This window comes from Nocardiopsis sp. NPDC006139, from assembly GCF_040614155.1.
GTDB classification, from domain to species: Bacteria; Actinomycetota; Actinomycetes; order Streptosporangiales; family Streptosporangiaceae; genus Nocardiopsis; species Nocardiopsis changdeensis.
This window is the reverse complement of the sequence record NZ_JBEXTT010000030.1, coordinates 58,843-74,407: the sequence shown is the minus strand read 5'-3', so window position 1 is coordinate 74,407 and position 15,565 is coordinate 58,843. Positions and strand designations below refer to the sequence as shown.

Annotated in this window: 14 protein-coding genes and 1 pseudogene; 10 read left to right on the top strand and 5 right to left on the bottom strand. The window is 75.3% G+C overall.

The window, feature by feature from the left end; all coding sequences use genetic code 11:
• From ABZ249_RS29175 to ABZ249_RS29165, 3 genes and pseudogenes are all read left to right on the top strand, one after another.
• Window positions 1-99, top strand: a pseudogene (locus tag ABZ249_RS29175) (dihydrofolate reductase); the annotation flags it as partial.
• Window positions 100-502: 403 nt separating this feature from the next.
• Window positions 503-2,233 carry a hypothetical protein gene (locus tag ABZ249_RS29170; protein ID WP_355269196.1) on the top strand — a complete coding sequence of 577 codons (1,731 nt, stop codon included), beginning with the start codon at window positions 503-505 and terminating at the stop codon, window positions 2,231-2,233.
• Window positions 2,234-2,474: 241 nt separating this feature from the next.
• Window positions 2,475-2,705 (top strand): hypothetical protein, encoded by a 231-nt coding sequence (locus tag ABZ249_RS29165; RefSeq protein WP_220560492.1) that lies wholly within the window; start codon window positions 2,475-2,477, stop codon window positions 2,703-2,705.
• A gap of 97 nt (window positions 2,706-2,802) precedes the next feature.
• On the opposite strand, the gene ABZ249_RS29160 is transcribed toward ABZ249_RS29165, so the two are convergent.
• Entirely contained in the window at window positions 2,803-4,206 is a 1,404-nt protein-coding gene (locus ABZ249_RS29160) for a GH1 family beta-glucosidase (RefSeq protein WP_355269194.1), read from the bottom strand.
• A 229-nt stretch (window positions 4,207-4,435) separates the two neighbouring features.
• Here ABZ249_RS29160 and ABZ249_RS29155 point away from each other — a divergent pair, with 229 nt between their 5' ends.
• Window positions 4,436-5,989, top strand: coding sequence for a hypothetical protein (locus tag ABZ249_RS29155; RefSeq protein ID WP_355269192.1), 1,554 nt, complete (start codon window positions 4,436-4,438; stop codon window positions 5,987-5,989).
• Window positions 5,990-6,036: 47 nt separating this feature from the next.
• Complete coding sequence (locus ABZ249_RS29150) at window positions 6,037-6,804, top strand: DUF1266 domain-containing protein (protein WP_355269190.1); 768 nt, start codon at window positions 6,037-6,039, stop codon at window positions 6,802-6,804.
• Window positions 6,805-6,825: 21 nt separating this feature from the next.
• Here the strand turns inward: ABZ249_RS29150 and ABZ249_RS29145 are convergent, their stop codons facing one another.
• From ABZ249_RS29145 to ABZ249_RS29135, 3 genes are all read right to left on the bottom strand, one after another.
• The gene (locus ABZ249_RS29145; RefSeq protein WP_355269208.1) at window positions 6,826-7,893 is read right to left on the bottom strand and encodes a magnesium and cobalt transport protein CorA; all 1,068 of its coding nucleotides are present in this window, start codon (window positions 7,891-7,893) and stop codon (window positions 6,826-6,828) included.
• A 185-nt stretch (window positions 7,894-8,078) separates the two neighbouring features.
• Window positions 8,079-8,744: an alpha-ketoglutarate-dependent dioxygenase AlkB gene (locus ABZ249_RS29140; RefSeq protein WP_355269188.1), complete on the bottom strand. Its 666-nt coding sequence runs from the start codon at window positions 8,742-8,744 to the stop codon at window positions 8,079-8,081.
• Window positions 8,745-8,824: 80 nt separating this feature from the next.
• Complete coding sequence (locus ABZ249_RS29135) at window positions 8,825-10,627, bottom strand: hypothetical protein (RefSeq protein WP_355269186.1); 1,803 nt, start codon at window positions 10,625-10,627, stop codon at window positions 8,825-8,827.
• 287 nt (window positions 10,628-10,914) lie between these two features.
• Here ABZ249_RS29135 and ABZ249_RS29130 point away from each other — a divergent pair, with 287 nt between their 5' ends.
• From ABZ249_RS29130 to ABZ249_RS29110, 5 genes are all read left to right on the top strand, one after another.
• A complete protein-coding gene (locus tag ABZ249_RS29130) occupies window positions 10,915-11,817 on the top strand; it encodes a helix-turn-helix transcriptional regulator (protein ID WP_355269184.1) in 903 nt (300 codons plus the stop codon).
• A gap of 378 nt (window positions 11,818-12,195) precedes the next feature.
• A complete protein-coding gene (locus ABZ249_RS29125; RefSeq protein ID WP_355269182.1) occupies window positions 12,196-12,459 on the top strand; it encodes an Atu4866 domain-containing protein in 264 nt (87 codons plus the stop codon).
• A 508-nt stretch (window positions 12,460-12,967) separates the two neighbouring features.
• Window positions 12,968-13,393 carry a hypothetical protein gene (locus ABZ249_RS29120; protein WP_355269180.1) on the top strand — a complete coding sequence of 142 codons (426 nt, stop codon included), beginning with the start codon at window positions 12,968-12,970 and terminating at the stop codon, window positions 13,391-13,393.
• Complete coding sequence (locus ABZ249_RS29115; protein WP_355269178.1) at window positions 13,390-13,722, top strand: transcriptional regulator; 333 nt, start codon at window positions 13,390-13,392, stop codon at window positions 13,720-13,722. Before ABZ249_RS29120 ends, ABZ249_RS29115 begins: the two co-directional genes overlap by 4 nt.
• 116 nt (window positions 13,723-13,838) lie before the next feature.
• Complete coding sequence (locus tag ABZ249_RS29110; protein ID WP_355269176.1) at window positions 13,839-14,261, top strand: hypothetical protein; 423 nt, start codon at window positions 13,839-13,841, stop codon at window positions 14,259-14,261.
• Window positions 14,262-14,443: 182 nt separating this feature from the next.
• Here the strand turns inward: ABZ249_RS29110 and ABZ249_RS29105 are convergent, their stop codons facing one another.
• Window positions 14,444-15,496: an EamA family transporter gene (locus tag ABZ249_RS29105; RefSeq protein WP_355269206.1), complete on the bottom strand. Its 1,053-nt coding sequence runs from the start codon at window positions 15,494-15,496 to the stop codon at window positions 14,444-14,446.
• Window positions 15,497-15,565 lie beyond the last annotated feature (69 nt).

The following is a 15,565-nucleotide window of genomic DNA, read 5'->3' as shown; positions in this document are numbered from 1 at the left end:
GCGGCGTTCTACCCGCGGGCCCGCGCGTTCATGGACGCCCAGCTCGCCCGCTGGGCGGCCGGGGAGCCGCTGGAGAACATCGTCCGGCCCGGCCGTTGAAACCCGTTCCGGTCGCACCGGAACGGAAGCGGTCCGTAGGCACCCCTCCCCAGGACGCCTGGCGCCGGCCTCCCGGTCATTGTCCAGGGGCGGACGGCCATCCCCACGGGAGATACGGGCCGCGGTGGCACTTCGGAGCAGGACATCAGGGCGATGGCCGGCGCGAACGGCACCGGGGCGGCGGCCTGATCCAGTGAGGCCGGGCGGAGATGGGAACCCTGTCGCAGCGCTCTGTTCTTTCGAAGAGTCACCGGTTCGGCCGGGTCGGCGAGGGTCGGCCCCCAGGCCCGGGAACGCCTGCGGGGTGGGACTTTCGGGACATAAGGCGCGGGTATCGGCGTTCGCCGGGTGGACCCGCACCGGTTTCCCTAGGCTCGCTCGGAAAGATCCCCGAGGAGCCCCGATGCCCACTCCCCCGGTCCGCCCCCTCCCCCGCGACCCGTACCGCAATCTCGTCCTCCTGGCGCTGCTCACGCTGTCCGGCCGCCCGCCCGCGCACGAACTGCTGCCGAGCGCGCACCGGCTGGTGTCCCGGGCGCTGCCGTGGGGGCGGCGCAACCCCCGGGCGCGGGAGTACCCGCGGGTACGGCTGCGGGTACTGCGGCGGGCGCTGCGCGGCAGGCGGCCGCGGCGGGGCGCGGCCGGGCTGCGGGTGTCGCCCGTGGAGGGGATCACCCCCTTCGAGCGGGCGCTGGCGCCCCTGGACGGGCTGGACCCGGCGGCGCGCGCCGGGTACGCGCTGCTGCGGGTGGAGGCGCTGGCGCCGGAGGAGGCCGCGGCGCTGCTGCGGCGGGCCGGGGCCACCGACCCCGAGGGGGCGCTGGACCGGGCGGCCGCGGTCGCCGACGGGTTCCGCCCGCCCGACCCCACCGTGGTGCGGGTCAGCGGGCGCGGGGCGCCGCCCGCCCGCGGTGCCCTGGCGGCGGCCGGGGCCGGGCTGCTCGTCCTGGCGCTGGCGGCCCTGGCCCTGACGACGCAGGCGCGGCCCGGGCCCCCGGGGTCGGCGTCCGCACCGGTGGAGGCGGCCGTCCTCACCGACGGGGACGCCTGGCGGGAGAGCTTCCGGCTGGACCTGACCGCGTGGCCCGCCCGGGGCGACGCCGTCGGCGACGAGGGTCTGGCCGACGCCGCGCTGGCCGCCTGGACCGACCACGACGGGCGGGCGCCGCGCGATCCGCGCCTGGTCTTCGCCGGCCGGGTGGACGGCCGCGACGTGGTGCTGCTGCACGACGCCCCCCGGACGGCCCGCTACACCCGGGACGGGGACGCCGAGGAGGTGGAGGTGTTCGCCGAGCCCGCGAACGGCGTGGCGAACTGGCCCGCCGTGCGCCTGTCCGAGACCGCCGCAGGCGTGCGCTACCTGCTGCCGCCGTGGGTCACCGAGGCGGCGTCGGCGTCCCTGGGCTCCGCGGAGGAGGGCTGGGCCGAGGTGCCGCGGGACGGGCACGGGGTGACCGGCCCGCTGCCCGCGGACGGGCACTGCGGCACCGGCCCGGTGCTGCGGCTGCGCGCCCCCGAGGTGGCGCACGGCCAGCCGTACACGGTGGTGGACCTGGGCGGGCCGGCCACCGCCCACCTGGGGTACATGCCGCCGCCGCCCGCCGAGATCCGCCGCCTGGGCCCGCACGAGGTCCTGGACGCCGAGCACGGGTTCGACCTGTGGGGCGAGGTCGCCTGCGCGGGCGGTCCGCCGCGCGGACCGGTGGTCACGGCGACGGCCTGGGAGTTCGCCGTACAGGACCTGCCCGGCGGAGGCTCCGGCCGGTGGGTGTGCCTGCGCTACGGCACCCACGACGGCGGCGGCCTGGCCCGTGCGGTGCTGGTGGCGACCACCGACGAGGGCACCGCGACGGTGGTCGCCGGGGAGAGCGCGGGCGGCTGGGCGTGCAGCAACCTGGACCGGCAGGTGGTGGCGGGCACCTGGTGGGAGGCCCCCGACGGCCGGTGGCACTACCTGGCGGCGGCCTCCCGCGAGGCCGCCTCCGTGCGGGTGTCGGGCGGGGCCGAGGGCGACGGCGAGGGCCCCGTGCTGGCGGTGGCCGGCCCCCGCCTCGGCGACGGCCCGCCCGCGGCGCCGGTGGAGGTGAGCGCTGTCGACGTGCGCGGCGACGCCATGACCCCGATCACGGGCTGACCCGGCGCCCCCGGACCGGGCGGCGCGGCTGCGGCCGTCCGGCCGCAGCCGCCCGCGCTCCGGCGGCCCCGGCACCGCAAAGCCCGACCACTGACCGCTTCCGGACAAGGAGGAGAATCCGGACAGGGCGTGTACGCCCGGTGCTCGGGTGGTATCACTGGGGTTGTCGGCCCGTCCGGACGGGAACCGCGTCGCCGTGCGCCCGCCCGCGACGGCCCCGGGCCGTAGTGAGGGTTGAACGATGTCGATCTGGTCTCGCGGCGACCGCAGGGGAAGAGTCGAGGAGGCTCTCCTCATGCTGAAGGGGCAGGGGATCATCGACGGCCTGGAGATCCTCTCCAACGGGGAGGACAAGCCCTACCGGGTGCTGCTGCCCGCCGGGCTGGTCCACATGGACGAGGACGAGGCGTCGATGTTCGCCCTGGGCGCCGTCGTGGGCGCGTTCGGCGACATCGCCCGCCGCCGGGCCTGAACCCCGCGCCCGGCGGACGCCCGCCCCGTGTGGAAGCGCCGCCCCCGTGCCGTGGGCCGGGGCGCCCTCCCGCACGGGCGCGGGCGACGGCGGGACCTCAGTCCCCGGCCCCGGCGCGGCGGGCGCGGTGGTCGGCGATGAGCCCGCGGTACCAGTGGTAGCTGTCCTTGGGGTGGCGGGTCAGCTTCTCGTAGTCCACCCGCACCAGCCCGAAGCGGCGCTCGTAGCCGTAGGCCCACTCGAAGTTGTCGAGCAGGGACCACACGAAGTAGCCGCGCACGTCCACGCCCGCCTCGACGGCCGCCGCCAGGGCGGTGAGGTGGTCGTTCAGGTAGGCGATGCGGTCGGTGTCGCGGACCCGGCCGGAGGCGTCGGGGAGGTCCTCCTCGGCGGAGCCGTTCTCGGTGATGTAGATCGGCGGCAGGCCGGGGTAGCGCCGGTCCAGGTCGACGAGCATCTCGGTGAAGGTCTCCGGCACCACGGGCCAGCCCATGGTGGTGTGCCGGACGTCCTCGTAGGCGACCTGTTCGGTGCCGATGTCGACGGCGGTGCGGGCGGCCGGGTCGGGCTCGGTGTGCGGGGCGTCGCGGAGCTTGATGGGCCGGTAGTAGTTGACGCCGAGGAAGTCCAGCTCCCGTCCGATGACGGCGAGGTCGCCGTCGCGGCGCAGGGAGTCGTCGACGAGGTCCCCCCACACCTCCCTCTCGTTGTCGGGGTAGGCGCCGGCGAAGAGGGGGTCGAGCCAGACCCGGTTGTGCAGCGTGCGCGCGCGTTCGACGGCGGCCAGGTCCGCAGCCGAGTCGGTGGCGGGGACGAGGTGGTCGGGGTTGAGGGTGATGCCCACCTCCCCGGCGCCGGCCGCGCGCAGCTCGCCGACGGCCAGGCCGTGGGCCAGCAGCAGGTGGTGGGCGGCGGCCAGGGCGGGGGTGCCCTCGCGGGTGCCGGGCGCGTGGCGGCCGACGGCGTGGCCGACGAAGGCGGTGCAGAAGGGTTCGTTGAGGGTGATCCACCGGGAGACCCGGTCCCCCAGGCGGTCGGCGACGATGCGGGCGTACTCGGCGAACCGGTGCGCGGTGTCGCGGACGCGCCAGCCGCCGGCGTCCTCCAGCGCCTGGGGCAGGTCCCAGTGGTAGAGGGTGAGCGCGGGTTCGACCCCGGCGGCCAGGACGGTGTCGACGAGCCGGTCGTAGAAGTCCAGCCCCTCGGCGTTGGGGCTGCCCGCTCCGGTGGGCTGGACGCGCGGCCATGCGACGGAGAAGCGGTACAGGTCCACGCCCAGGGCGGCCAGGAGGGCGACGTCCTCCTCGTAGCGGTGGTAGTGGTCGCAGGCGACGTCACCGGTCTCGCCGCGGGCGACCCGGCCGGGGGTGCGGCAGTAGGTGTCCCAGATGGAGGGGCCGCGGCCGCCCTCGTTCGCCCCGCCCTCGATCTGGTAGGCGGCGGTGGCGGTACCGAAGAGCAGGTGCGGGGGCAGGGCGGGATACGGGGCGGGGTGGTCCATCGGCGGCCTTCCAGTTATGAGAGCGCTCCCATGCTAGGCCGGGTGATTAGTATTACCAATCCCTTTTCCGTACTCTCCTCGTCACCCTCGGCTACAGGCCCCGCCGGTCCGGCCCTCCCGGGTCACCGAACGCTCACATTCTCCGCGGAGGCGGAACCCTCGGGCCGCCGCGCACATCCCACGCCATGGCGTGCACGTGCCCGGACCCCTGGAGAGAGAAGCAACGGGAATGGACTGGATCGACTACTCGCAGAACCGGCGCATCAGGGAACTGCAGGAGGACGTCAGCTCGGCCCACTCGATGCTGTACTCCGAACGCAAGAGGATGCGTTCGGAGCTGTCGAGCCTGCGCGGCGGCCTCGAACAGAGGCTGGACCGGGTCTCGGCCACCCTGGACGCCTTCATCGAGCTCAGCGACATCCGCGCCACCCTGGCCGTGTTCTCCCCGCACGCCCTGGCCAGGCACCGCGTCCTGGCCATGCTCGACGGGACGGTCCCCGCCGTCCTGGAGCTGGAGGACGTCCCCGACTACTGGCTCCCGCCCGCCGCACACGGCCTGCACGCGCTGCTCACCGGCTCCCCCGCCGGAGCGCTCCCGCACCTGGACGAGGCGGCCCGGCGCGACCCGGAGCGGGCCGCCGCCTTCTCGGTCCTGGCCGCCGCCCTCACCCGCGCCGAGTACGCCCGCACCCTGGGCGGCTCCGGCGACCTGCTCCCCCACCTGCCCGCCCCCGACGAGCAGATCAGCCGGGGACGGCGCGCCCTGTGGATCCTCACCGCCGACGGGTCCCTGGGCGAGGAGGCCCGCGAGCAGCTGCTGCTCTCCACCCTGCGGCACTGGTCGGCGCTGGGGGCCGAACCGCCCGCGCTCGACCTGTCGGCCCCCGCCGCCTCCGGGAGGTCCTCCCGCTCCGGCCGCCGCGGCGGCGGCAGCGCCCCGGACGCACAGCTGGACGCCCGCGCCGCGGCCGTGGACAGGCTCACCGCACTGCACGGGGACGTCGCCCGTATCACCGCGCTGGGCGGGGACACCGGAGCGGAGCGGACGGCGCCCGACGAGGGCAGCGCCTCCTTCCTCACCGAGGCGCTGGTCGCGCTGGTCGAGGAGGGCACCCCGGAGGAGGCCCCGCTGATCGCCCGCGCCAACGAGCTGCGCGCGGTCATCGAGAACGGCGGCGGCGGGCGCAGGCCCGGCTGGGACGATGAGGTCGGCACCGTCGCCTCCCTGCTGGCGGAGGACCTGCGCGCCTCCGGGGCCACCCCGCACCGCAGCACCTTCGCGCTGGTCCTGCAACGCCCGGCCGTGACAAGGGCCGTGGAGGACCTGCTGCGGCAGGCCTCGGCCCCGCTGCCGGAGTCCACGACCGTCACCGTCCAGGGGGTCCGGGTCGGGGTCACCGAGAACGGGCCCACCACCCCTCAGCTGAACCGGGCCGAACAGCAGCTGGCCCTCCGCTACCGCGCCGAGCACGGGGGCCGCCTCTACGTGTGGGGGCTCGGGGTGCTGGCCGCGCTCCTGGGGGTCCTGGCGCTGGTGTCCCAGGCCGGGTTCGCCTGGTTCCTGGCCGCGGGGTGCGCGCTGGGCGCCGTCGGCTTCCTCGTCCGCGACCTGCGGGAGGCCCGGTCGGCCGCGGAGGCGCGCGAGGCGCAGCTGCACCGGCTGCGGCGGGAGGCCGACCAGGCCGGGCGGCAGTGGCGTGAACGACTGGACGAGGCCAGGGCGCGGGAGGCCACCGCGCGGAAGCTGGCCGACGAGATCTCGGGCCTGCTCGACCCCCGGTAGACGGCGCTGGGATCCTGGGGCGGAAGAACCGTGAGAGGCGGATGGACATGGGCCTGTTCACCAAGAGGCCGCGGCTGCGCAGCGACCCCCGGGGCGTGTTCCAGGGACCGCTGGCGCACGCCTTCGCGAACGGGGCGCACATGCCCGTGGCCAACGGCGGGGTGTGGAACGCGATCCACTCCGCGTGCTCGTGCTGCGACGCGCGCGACGACCGCGAGAAGCTGCGTTCGGCCTGGGGCATCACCGACCACGCCGGGTGGGAGCGGGCCCTGGTGTCCCTGACCGCCGCGGACCGCGCGCCCACGGCCCTGTCCCTGGTGCTGGAGCTGCGCGCCCGGGTCGTGGACTCCCGTCCCGGGGTCGCCTTCGACGCCGGGACGTGGCCCGACCTCGTCGCGTACTGGTGCCGGGAGCGGGGCGCCCCCAGGGAGACCTACGACGAGATGGTGGCCGAGGCCGCCCGGGTGTGGGAGTACGAGGAGCGCATGGTCGCCGACGGGGTGCTGCCCCGGGGCGCGGTGGTGCGCACGGTGCGCGCCTACGACTTCGGGCGGGCCGTCAACCTGTCCCGGTGGGGGGTCAACGCCGGCTACGCCACCGAGGACATGGCCCTGCCGCACATCGTCCGGGCCGGGGCGATGTCGATGCGCCACCACGGGTCCTGGGAGGAGATGTCGGCCGGGTTCACCCTGGGCCGGGCCATGGGGTTCGACGACGGGGAGTTCGGCGTGTACTACACCGACTCGGTCAAGGCGCACCGGGTGCTGGCCACCGACCCGGAGAGCCCGTGGCGCAACCTGCCCTGGCGGATGTGAGGCGGTCCGCGCGCGGCGGGGTCACAGCCAGCCGTTGCGGCGGAAGACCAGGTACAGGCAGAGGCTGGACAGCCCCATCAGGAGCAGGGCGAGCGGCCAGCTGAACGTCCAGCCGAACCCGGTCGAGGGCGGGATGTTCATGCCGTAGACCGAGGCGATGAGGGTGGGCACCACCAGGATGCCGCCCCAGGAGGACACCTTCTTCATCGCCTCGTTCTGGGCCTGGGCGACGAGCGTGCCGTTGACCGACATGATGTTCTGCAGCAGCTGCGCGAGCGCGTCGACGCGCTCGCGCACCGCGGCCTCGTGGTCGGCGGTGTCGCGCAGGTGGCCGTACAGGTGCTCCAGCTCCCCGCGGTCCCCGCGCGGCCGGGGCCCGCCGGGGCCGCGCTGTTCGGCGGGCTCCCGCAGGCGGGCCATGAACTCCTCCAGGACCCGGCCGAGCGGGTCCACCGCGCGCTGGAGGAGGATGACCTCGCGGGCCAGCCGGTAGGTGCGCTGTGAGGTGCCGCGGGCCCCGGAGAACACCTCGTTCTCGAGCTCGTCGACGTCCTCCTGCAGGGCCGCGACGACCGGGGCGTAGGCGTCCACCACGTGGTCCAGGACGGCGTACAGCACCGCCAGGGGTCCGCGGGCGAGAAGGCGGGGCTCCTTCTCCAGGCGCGGGCGCAGGGCGGAGAGGTCCAGCCGGTCGGTGTGGGTGATGGTGATGACGAAGTCCTCTCCGGCGAACACGTGGACCTCGCCGACGCGCACCGCCTCCGCGTCCTCGTCGTACCCGGCCGGCCGCAGCACCGCGAAGAGGACGTCGCGGTACAGCTCGGCCTTGGGCCGCTGGTGGGCGACGACGGCGTCCTCCAGGGCCAGCGGGGGCAGCCGGAAGACCCGGGCCAGCTCCGCGAGCTGGTCCCGGGCGGGGTCGGCCAGGGCGATCCAGGCCATGCGGCCCGCGTGTCCGGACAGGGCCTCCCTGGCCCGGGCCGGGGTGGCGGCGGTGCCGTCGGGGCGGCCGTCCCGGTACAGGCGTATCCACATGCGGCCGGGGGCCGTGGCGCCGGCCGGTTCGGCGCCCGCCCGGCCCAGGGCCAGGGTGCGTTCGGGCGAGGGGAGCCCGCCGCCCGGGTACGCACGGGGTTCGGGGTCGTGGGATCCGGGTCCGCCCGTGTTCACGCGGGTGTCCTCTCGTCGTCGGTGGCGCCGCCGTGCACGATCCTGGCCGCCCGCGGGCCGCGGAGCGCCCCGACACGCCCGGGGCGGCGCGGGTCCGCAGGGGCTCAGGGGGCGGAGTCGGCCGGCAGGCCGGAGGCGCGCAGGGTGATGTTGAGGCGTCCCGTCAGGCCCAGGGAGGGCGGGGCGGTGCCGGGCCGGGTGCGGGGCACCCCGTGGTAGGCCAGGCGGGAGGGCCCGCCGAACACGAACAGGTCGCCGCTGTGCAGTTCCACGTCGGTGCAGGGGCGGGTGCGGGTCTCGGTGTTGCCGAACCGGAAGACGCAGGTGTCGCCCAGGCTGAGGGAGACCACCGGCTCCAGGGCCGCCTCGTCGCGGTCCTGGTGCATGCCCATGCGCGCGTCGGCGTCGTAGAAGTTGACCAGGGCGACGTCGTAGGGCGGGGTCCCGGGCGCGGGCGGGGCGCCGTAGGCGGCCTCCACCGCGCGGGCCGCCAGCGCGCCCAGTTCCGCGGGGAAGGGCCGCACCGGGGTGCCGTCGGGCAGGGTGCGCTCGTAGGTGTAGGGCCTCCAGAACCAGCCCAGTGAGGTCATGGCCACCGACATGCGGCCGCCGCGCGGCATGGTGTGGCGGAGCATCCCGGCGGGCCCGGCCGCCCACTCCCGGCAGCGTTCGACCAGGGCGGCCTGCCGCTCCGGCGGCAGCCACCCCGGCAGGTGGACGGCCCCCGGGGCGATCTCCGCCGGGGGCCCGGTGAACAGGGTGTCGCTCATGCCCCCATCGTGCCCGCCGGGAACGACGGACGCGCCCCCGCCGCGGGGGCGGGGGCGCGTCCGGGGACCCGGGGCCGGGGTCAGCGGCGCATCAGGTCGCGGATGTTGACCACGAGCAGCAGCACCACGATGAGCACCACCGGGACCGTGATGGCGATGCGCCAGTTGACGACGAACGCCGCGATGACGCCCACCACCAGGCCGACCACCACCGCCAGGACCGCCAGTCCGGTGAGGTACTGGAGGAACTTGCGGCGGGCGATCGAGTCGACCGCGGCGAAGGCGACGACCACGCCGATCATCGCGTAGAAGGTGAACTGCCCCTCCAGGAGGAACAGCGGCAGCGCGAGCGCGATCAGCAGCAGCGGGGTGCTCAGGGCCACCCACAGGTGCAGGAAGCGGGTGGTGCGCTGCTGCCCCGAGGAGTAGGGCAGGTGCGGGGCCTTGAGGTGCTCGGTCGGCCGCGGCACCAGGGGCGTCTCGGAGGCCAGGGCGCGCAGGTGGCTGTCGCGCTCGTCGGCGGTGAGGACGCGCTTCTCGTAGACGCCCGCCAGCTCCTTCTCCAGCGCGGCGATCTCCTCGGCGTAGGCGCGGGCGCGGGGCCGGGTGTTGGCCTCGCGGGCCAGGACCATGCGCGCGGAGTCGAGCTGGCGCAGGCGGTCGCGGCGCTTGACGATGTCGGCGTCGAACTCGCGGATGCGCTCCTCCAGGGAGAGGACGTGCGAGCGCAGCTCGGCGCGGGCGGCGGCCTCGGTCGGGGCGACCTTCTGCAGGCCCACCCAGGCCAGCGGGTCGGCCCAGGAGCGGCGGATGGTGCCGTCGCGTTCGTAGCGGGGGCCGCTGGGGGCGCGCTCACCGTCGAAGAAGTCGCGGGTGTCGCGGCCCCACAGGCCGCGGAACCCCTTGAGCCAGGGGGTGTCGTCGTCGATGACGACGGCGTTCCACTGCCGGTCGCCGCCCGGGCCCAGGCGTTCGCCGTCGCCGCGGGCGTAGTCGACGAAGGGGACGCCGATGCCGTGGCGGTTGATGGCGCTATCGGCCCGGAAGATGCGGTGGGTGATCCACTTCCAGGCGTTGAGCAGGCCGCGCAGGACGGAGGGGTCGACCTGGATGAGGTAGTCGCCCGGGAGCATCTGGTGGGAGTGCGAGCCCGCGCCGACGTAGATGACGGGGTGGTCGCCGTCGCGGTGCAGGTCCGGGTCGTCCCAGCTGCGGCGCAGGTCGTCGCCGTGGTACTCGTGCGAGGAGGCGCCGACCCAGATCGGGCGGGTGGTGCCGTCGGGGTTCTCCACGACGTAGACGGTCACGCGCTCCCAGTCGGCCTCGTGGTCGTTGACGCCGCCGTAGATGGTCCGCCAGTCGTTCATCGCGTAGAAGAACCAGTACTGGAGGATGATGTAGCCGCCCTCGCGGGTGACCCGGCCGTAGTAGGTGGCGTTGCCGTCGTCCACCCGTTCCCGGTAGCGGGTCACCGCCGCGAAGGTGAGACCGCCCGGGACCGCGCCGCGGATCAGCAGGGAGAGCTTCATCAGGATGTCGAGGATGCGGCCCAGGACGCCGACGGCGGCCAGGCGGCCGCTCTTGGGGATGACCGTGCGCGAGCTGCCCCGGAAGCGGCGGGCCTCCTCGCGCAGGGTCTCCTCCTGGACGAAGCGCAGGTGCTTGTGGCGCCCGGGCCACTCCTCCTCGGCGGTGGCCAGGCGGTCGAGGTCGAGCTCTCCGACGGGGACGATGACGCGCTCGCGGCCCCCGGGCTCCTCGATCCACAGACTGCAGTTGCGTACGTAGGCGTCCACATCGGTGGGGAAGAAGAGTTCTCCCTCGGTGCACATGAGCACGGGTTCGTGGGCGCGCAGGAGTTCGAGATCAGTTTTCGCGGGCATCGTCGCGCCAGATTAGTGCATGTGGCGGGGCCGTCCGTCCCCTCCGCCCCGAGCGGGCCGAAGGCCCCGGCCGACGCCGCGCGGTGGTCTTCCCAGCTCGTGGGGACGCGGGGGGACGGCGCCCCCTCCCGGGGGCGCCGCGGGCCCCGTCGGGCACGCCTTGTGTGTCACGGATCACGGCAGCGCGCCGGGGGCGCTGGCGGCCCTGGGAGGCCGTCGCGAGGGTGGGTGGAACGCACCCACCCTCGGCCCGCCCGCACGGCCGGGGTCCGACCTAGCCTGGGTCCATGGGCACCCACGAAACGACCGGCGCGGAACCCCGGGCCACCCTGGAAGGCTTCCTGCGGGCGCGGCGGGACCGGGTCCGGCCCGAGGACGTCGGGCTGCCGGGCTCCGGGCGCCGCCGGGTGCCGGGGCTGCGCCGGGAGGAGGTCGCGATCCTGGCGGGGGTCAGCACCGACTACTACATGCGGCTCGAACAGGGGCGGGAGCGCAACCCCTCGCCCCAGGTACTGGACGCCCTGGCCCGGGCGCTGCTGCTGGACGGGGAGGCGGCCGACCACCTGCACCGGCTGGCACTGGCCGGCGGTCGGCGGAACCGGGGCGCGGCCCGCCCGGAGCGGGTGAACCCGCACCTGCTCCGGCTCCTGGACCGCTGGAGCGACACCCCGGCCTTCGTCCTGGGCGGGACGCTGGACATGGTGGCCCGCAACCGCCTGGCCGCGGCCCTGCACGCGGACTTCACGGTCACGGACAACCTGGCGCGCATGACCTTCCTGGACCCGGCGGCCCGCGGGTTCCACCGCGACTGGGACCGGTCCGCCGCGGCGGTCGTGGCGGAACTGCACAAGGCGGCGGGGGCGCGCGCGGACGACCCCCGGCTCAACGCGCTCGTCGGGGAGCTCTCCCTCAAGAGCACGGACTTCCGGACGCTGTGGGCCCGCCACGACGTCCGGGGCAAGAGCGGGGGCGCCAAGCGGCTCCACCACAGCGCGGTGGGGCCGCTGGACCTGCACTACGAGAGCTTCACGGTCAACAACGCCGACGGGCACGGGCAGCAGCTGGTCGTCTACCAGGCCGAACCGGGCAGCCCGTCCGAGGAGGCGCTCGCCCTGCTCGGCTCCCTGCACACCCTGTACCCGGAGAACGGTCCGGAGGCGGGCGCGGGGACGCGCACCGGGCGGACCTGATGCGCCCCCGTCCCGGGCTCGGGGAGAAGTGCCGCGCGGTTCCCGGGAGTGGGACACCAGGGTGCACGGCGGCCTGGAACCGCGGCTCGGGCGGCACGAGGATCGACGGTGTCGTCCACCGCACGGGCCGAGGGGCACGCCATGCGTTCCGGACCCGCCGCCCGGCCGGCCGAGGCCGCGCCGGAGGAGGTCCGGCACCGGTCCGGTGACCCGGGCGCCGGCGTCCTGGCCTGCGCCGACGTGCTCGTGGAGGGGGACACCGACGGGTCGTGCGGGCGCGTACGCGGGTCCCGGACCGGGTCCCGGCCCGCGCCGTCCGCCGAGACGCCCCGCCGTCGTGGAAGTACGCCGACACGAGGAAGAAGAAGGAGGGCCGCCATGGCCGAGGAGACCACCGCGCCGCACCCGTTCGTGGGCATGTGGGTGACCGCCGACGGCTTCATCCGGCAGGAGCTGCTGCCGGACGGGCGCTACGACGAGGCGCGCGGGAACCGCCGCAGCGCCTACACCGGGCGCTACACGGTGACGGGGGACCACATCGACTACGTGGACGACACGGGGTTCACCGCCACGGGGGACGTGCGCGACGGGGTGCTGTACCACGAGCACCTGGTGCTCTACCGGGAGACCCCGGAGGGCTGAGGCCGCGCCCGCGGCCCCGGCCGGTAGGGCGGCGGGGCCGGGGGCGCCCCGGGCCTCGCCGAGCGCCCCGGAACGGCGCCCCGGCCCCTCGGACCTCCGTCGAACCGGCACACCTCCGGGCCGAGTAAGCGGCGGCCCGGCCGAATGCACAATGCCGGGCCGGGCGGGGCCGGGCCCCTCGGGCCCGGCGGAGCGGTGCCACTGGGACGGCGACCCGGTGACCCCGACCGGGGGAAGAGCGCGGCGCGAGGCCGCGCCTCAAGGCCTCAAGGTCAGGCGGGGCGGGGGCGGCCACCCCGTCGGGCTCACAGGAGCGCGCCGGGGGCGGTGCCCCGGCCCTTCGGGGGCTTCGGCCAACCGGGGGCGCCTCGGGTCCGGGCGGTGGCCCGATCGGGTGCTCCTGCGTCGGGTCGGGGTCTTCGCTCCTCATCCACAGCTCCGGAAAGTACTTGCCAAAGTGGAAAGTGAGTGCGACCCTGGAAACAGGTTCGAACACCGGAGGTGGGATATGCGGCAGGACGAGGCACTGGACGCCCTCGAGCAGGCGGAGACCCTCAAGGCCCGCATGGGCGGGCAGGGCCGCTGGTACGCGGTCTTCGGCGCGGGGTACGCGGCGATGAGCTGCGCCCTGATCCTGGCGCTGGGCCTGCTGCCCTCCCCCCAAGCGCTGCCGTGGACGATGGGCGCCTTCGCCGTGGTGCTGGCGCTGCTCCTCACCTACGCGCTGACCCGGCCCGCGCAGCCGCGCAACCTGGGCGTGCTGCACCTGGGCATGATGGGCGCCTGGACCGTCATCTACCTGGTCACCCTCGTGGTGGGGATCAACCTCTTCCCCGGCGTGACCGCCTGGTGGGTCTCGGGTGCTCTGCTGAGCTGCCTTCCGCCCCTGACGGTCGCCTACATGGCGCTGCGGCAGAGCGGGAACCCACGATGAACCACCCGCGCAACCGCCTGGACGAGGTGATCCACTCCCCCGTGCGCTTCTCGGTGGTCGCCGCACTGGCCGCCGTGGACCGCGCCGAGTTCCGGCTGGTGCGGGACACGGTGGAGGTCAGCGACTCGGTGCTGTCCAAGCAGGTCACCGTGCTGGAGAACGCCGGTTACGTGAAGGTGCAGAAGTTCACCGTGGGGCGGCGCACCCGGACCTCCCTGTCACTGACCAAGGAGGGCCGGACCGCCTTCGAGCGGCACGTGGCAGCGCTGCGCGAGATCGCCGCAGGTACAGCTCTGGAACCGGCACCGTCGAGCGGCCCCGGGGACTGACCCCGCCGCGGGGTCCGGGCCGCCCCGACCGGGACCGGCCACCGGCGGCGGTAGCCCGACACCGGCCAGCCCGCGGCCCGGTGCTCGCCACCTGCGACCGAGGCGGACACGCCGCCGTGATCGTCCGCGGGCTCCGGGGCGAACCGCTCCGGGCCCGGAAGCTGTGGGCGCCCCTGGTCCTGATCGGGCTCGGCGTCCGAACGCTGCTGGGCCGGGGCACCGCCTCGGGCGCGAACCTGGCGTGGACCACCGCGGCCTCGGCGCTGGGGCTGGTGCTGGGCGCGGTGCGCGGCCGCGCCATCGTGGCCTTCGAGCGCGACGGCCACCTGTGGCAGCGCTACACGGGACGCACCTTCCTGTACGTCGTGAGCACGTTCCTCGCCATGGCCGCCTACGACCCCGCCGCGGCGGTACCGGGCACGGCCCCGGACGCCCGCCCCGTGCAGTCGGCCCTGGGAGTCGGCTTCCTCGGCGAGGCGCCGGCCGGGGGCCACCGCGTCCTGGCCTCGGTCACCCCCTTCGCCGCCGAGCGCCGCTGAGTCGCTCCCGGCCTCCCCGCCGGGCGTCCGGGACGGTCGGTCCCGGGCGCCCGGCGGGAAAAGGAGACCGGCCCGCGCACGTGCGTGCGGGCCAGTCGAGACGACGCCGGGCAGGGACTACCGGTGGGTGGCCCTTCGGCGCGCCGTCCGCCCTCGTGAAAGGTACGCGCCGAAGGGCCGGTTCAGGCGGCCCGGCCGGGGGCCGCGGCGGTCGGGGTGTTCTCCGGCCCCTCCCCGGGGCCGGCGGGCGCGACGGGACCGGGGGCCACGTCCCGTTCGGGCTCCACGGTCGGGCCGGGCTCCTCCCCCGGCACGGCCCGGCGCCGCTCGCGCACGCGCTCGGGAACCGCCGGGCGGCCGCTCCGCTCGCCCCGGGTGGCCCCGATGCCCGCCACGACCACCAGCGCCATGCCGACGATCTGCAACGGGGCGGGCGCCTGGCCGATGACCACCAGGCCCATCACCAGCGCCACCCCGGGCTCCATGCTGGAGAAGGTGCTGTACGCCGTGCGGGTCATCCGCTGGAGGGCGACCATCTCCAGCAGGAACGGCACCATCGGGAACAGCAGCGCGATGAGCAGCGTGAACAGGATCAGCCCCGGGTCGGGTTCGGCGAACGCCCCCGGCGCGCCGAACGGCGCGGTCACCAGGGAGCCGACGGCCATGGTCAGGGCCAGCCCGTGGACGGCGCCGAACCCGGCGCCCACCTTCTGGGTGAGGACGATGTAGAACACCACGCACACCGCGCCCGCCAGGGCGAAGCCCACGCCGAGCAGGTCGAGCTCGCCCTCCCAGGGCCGGGTCAGGCAGAGCACGCCCGCGACGGCGGCGGCGATCCACACTAGCTCGCGGCGGCGCCGCATGGCGGCCACGGCGACGACCAGCGTTCCCAGGAACTCGATGGCGGTGGCCGTGCCGAGCTCGATCCGCGCCGTCGCCTCGGAGTAGAACATCATCATCCCCGCGCTGGCTGTGCCGAGGATCACCACCGAGGCCCGCTGGCGCCACGTCGCCTCGCGCACGGCCCGCCACAGGGAGCGACCGCCCAGGGCCGTCAAGAGGAGCGCGGCCCACGTCAGCCGCAGCCACGTGATGGTGGCCGGGCTCGCCTGGGCGAACGCGGTGACGGCCAGGGCGCTGCCGGTGTGCAGCGTGAACATGCCGATGAGCAGCATGACCGGCGCCGGTACCTGAAGGCGGGCACGGCGCAGCGAGGGAAGGAAGGAGCGGATCACCCGACCAATGTGAAGCATGTCGTCTGTTTCTGTCCACGAACCATTGGTTGACGGACCATGTAGTTTCAG

Bases quoted from the DNA above. Each gene is read 5' to 3' on its own strand.
- ABZ249_RS29165 (WP_220560492.1), top strand. From the start codon at position 2,475: ATGTCGATCTGGTCTCGCGGCGACCGCAGGGGAAGAGTCGAGGAGGCT.
- ABZ249_RS29150 (WP_355269190.1), top strand. From the start codon at position 6,037: ATGGGCCTGTTCACCAAGAGGCCGCGGCTGCGCAGCGACCCCCGGGGC.
- ABZ249_RS29125 (WP_355269182.1), top strand. From the start codon at position 12,196: ATGGCCGAGGAGACCACCGCGCCGCACCCGTTCGTGGGCATGTGGGTG.
- ABZ249_RS29130 (WP_355269184.1), top strand. From the start codon at position 10,915: ATGGGCACCCACGAAACGACCGGCGCGGAACCCCGGGCCACCCTGGAA.
- ABZ249_RS29155 (WP_355269192.1), top strand. From the start codon at position 4,436: ATGGACTGGATCGACTACTCGCAGAACCGGCGCATCAGGGAACTGCAG.
- ABZ249_RS29135 (WP_355269186.1), bottom strand. From the start codon at position 10,627: ATGCCCGCGAAAACTGATCTCGAACTCCTGCGCGCCCACGAACCCGTG.
- ABZ249_RS29120 (WP_355269180.1), top strand. From the start codon at position 12,968: ATGCGGCAGGACGAGGCACTGGACGCCCTCGAGCAGGCGGAGACCCTC.
- ABZ249_RS29160 (WP_355269194.1), bottom strand. From the start codon at position 4,206: ATGGACCACCCCGCCCCGTATCCCGCCCTGCCCCCGCACCTGCTCTTC.
- ABZ249_RS29140 (WP_355269188.1), bottom strand. From the start codon at position 8,744: ATGAGCGACACCCTGTTCACCGGGCCCCCGGCGGAGATCGCCCCGGGG.
- ABZ249_RS29115 (WP_355269178.1), top strand. From the start codon at position 13,390: ATGAACCACCCGCGCAACCGCCTGGACGAGGTGATCCACTCCCCCGTG.
- ABZ249_RS29170 (WP_355269196.1), top strand. From the start codon at position 503: ATGCCCACTCCCCCGGTCCGCCCCCTCCCCCGCGACCCGTACCGCAAT.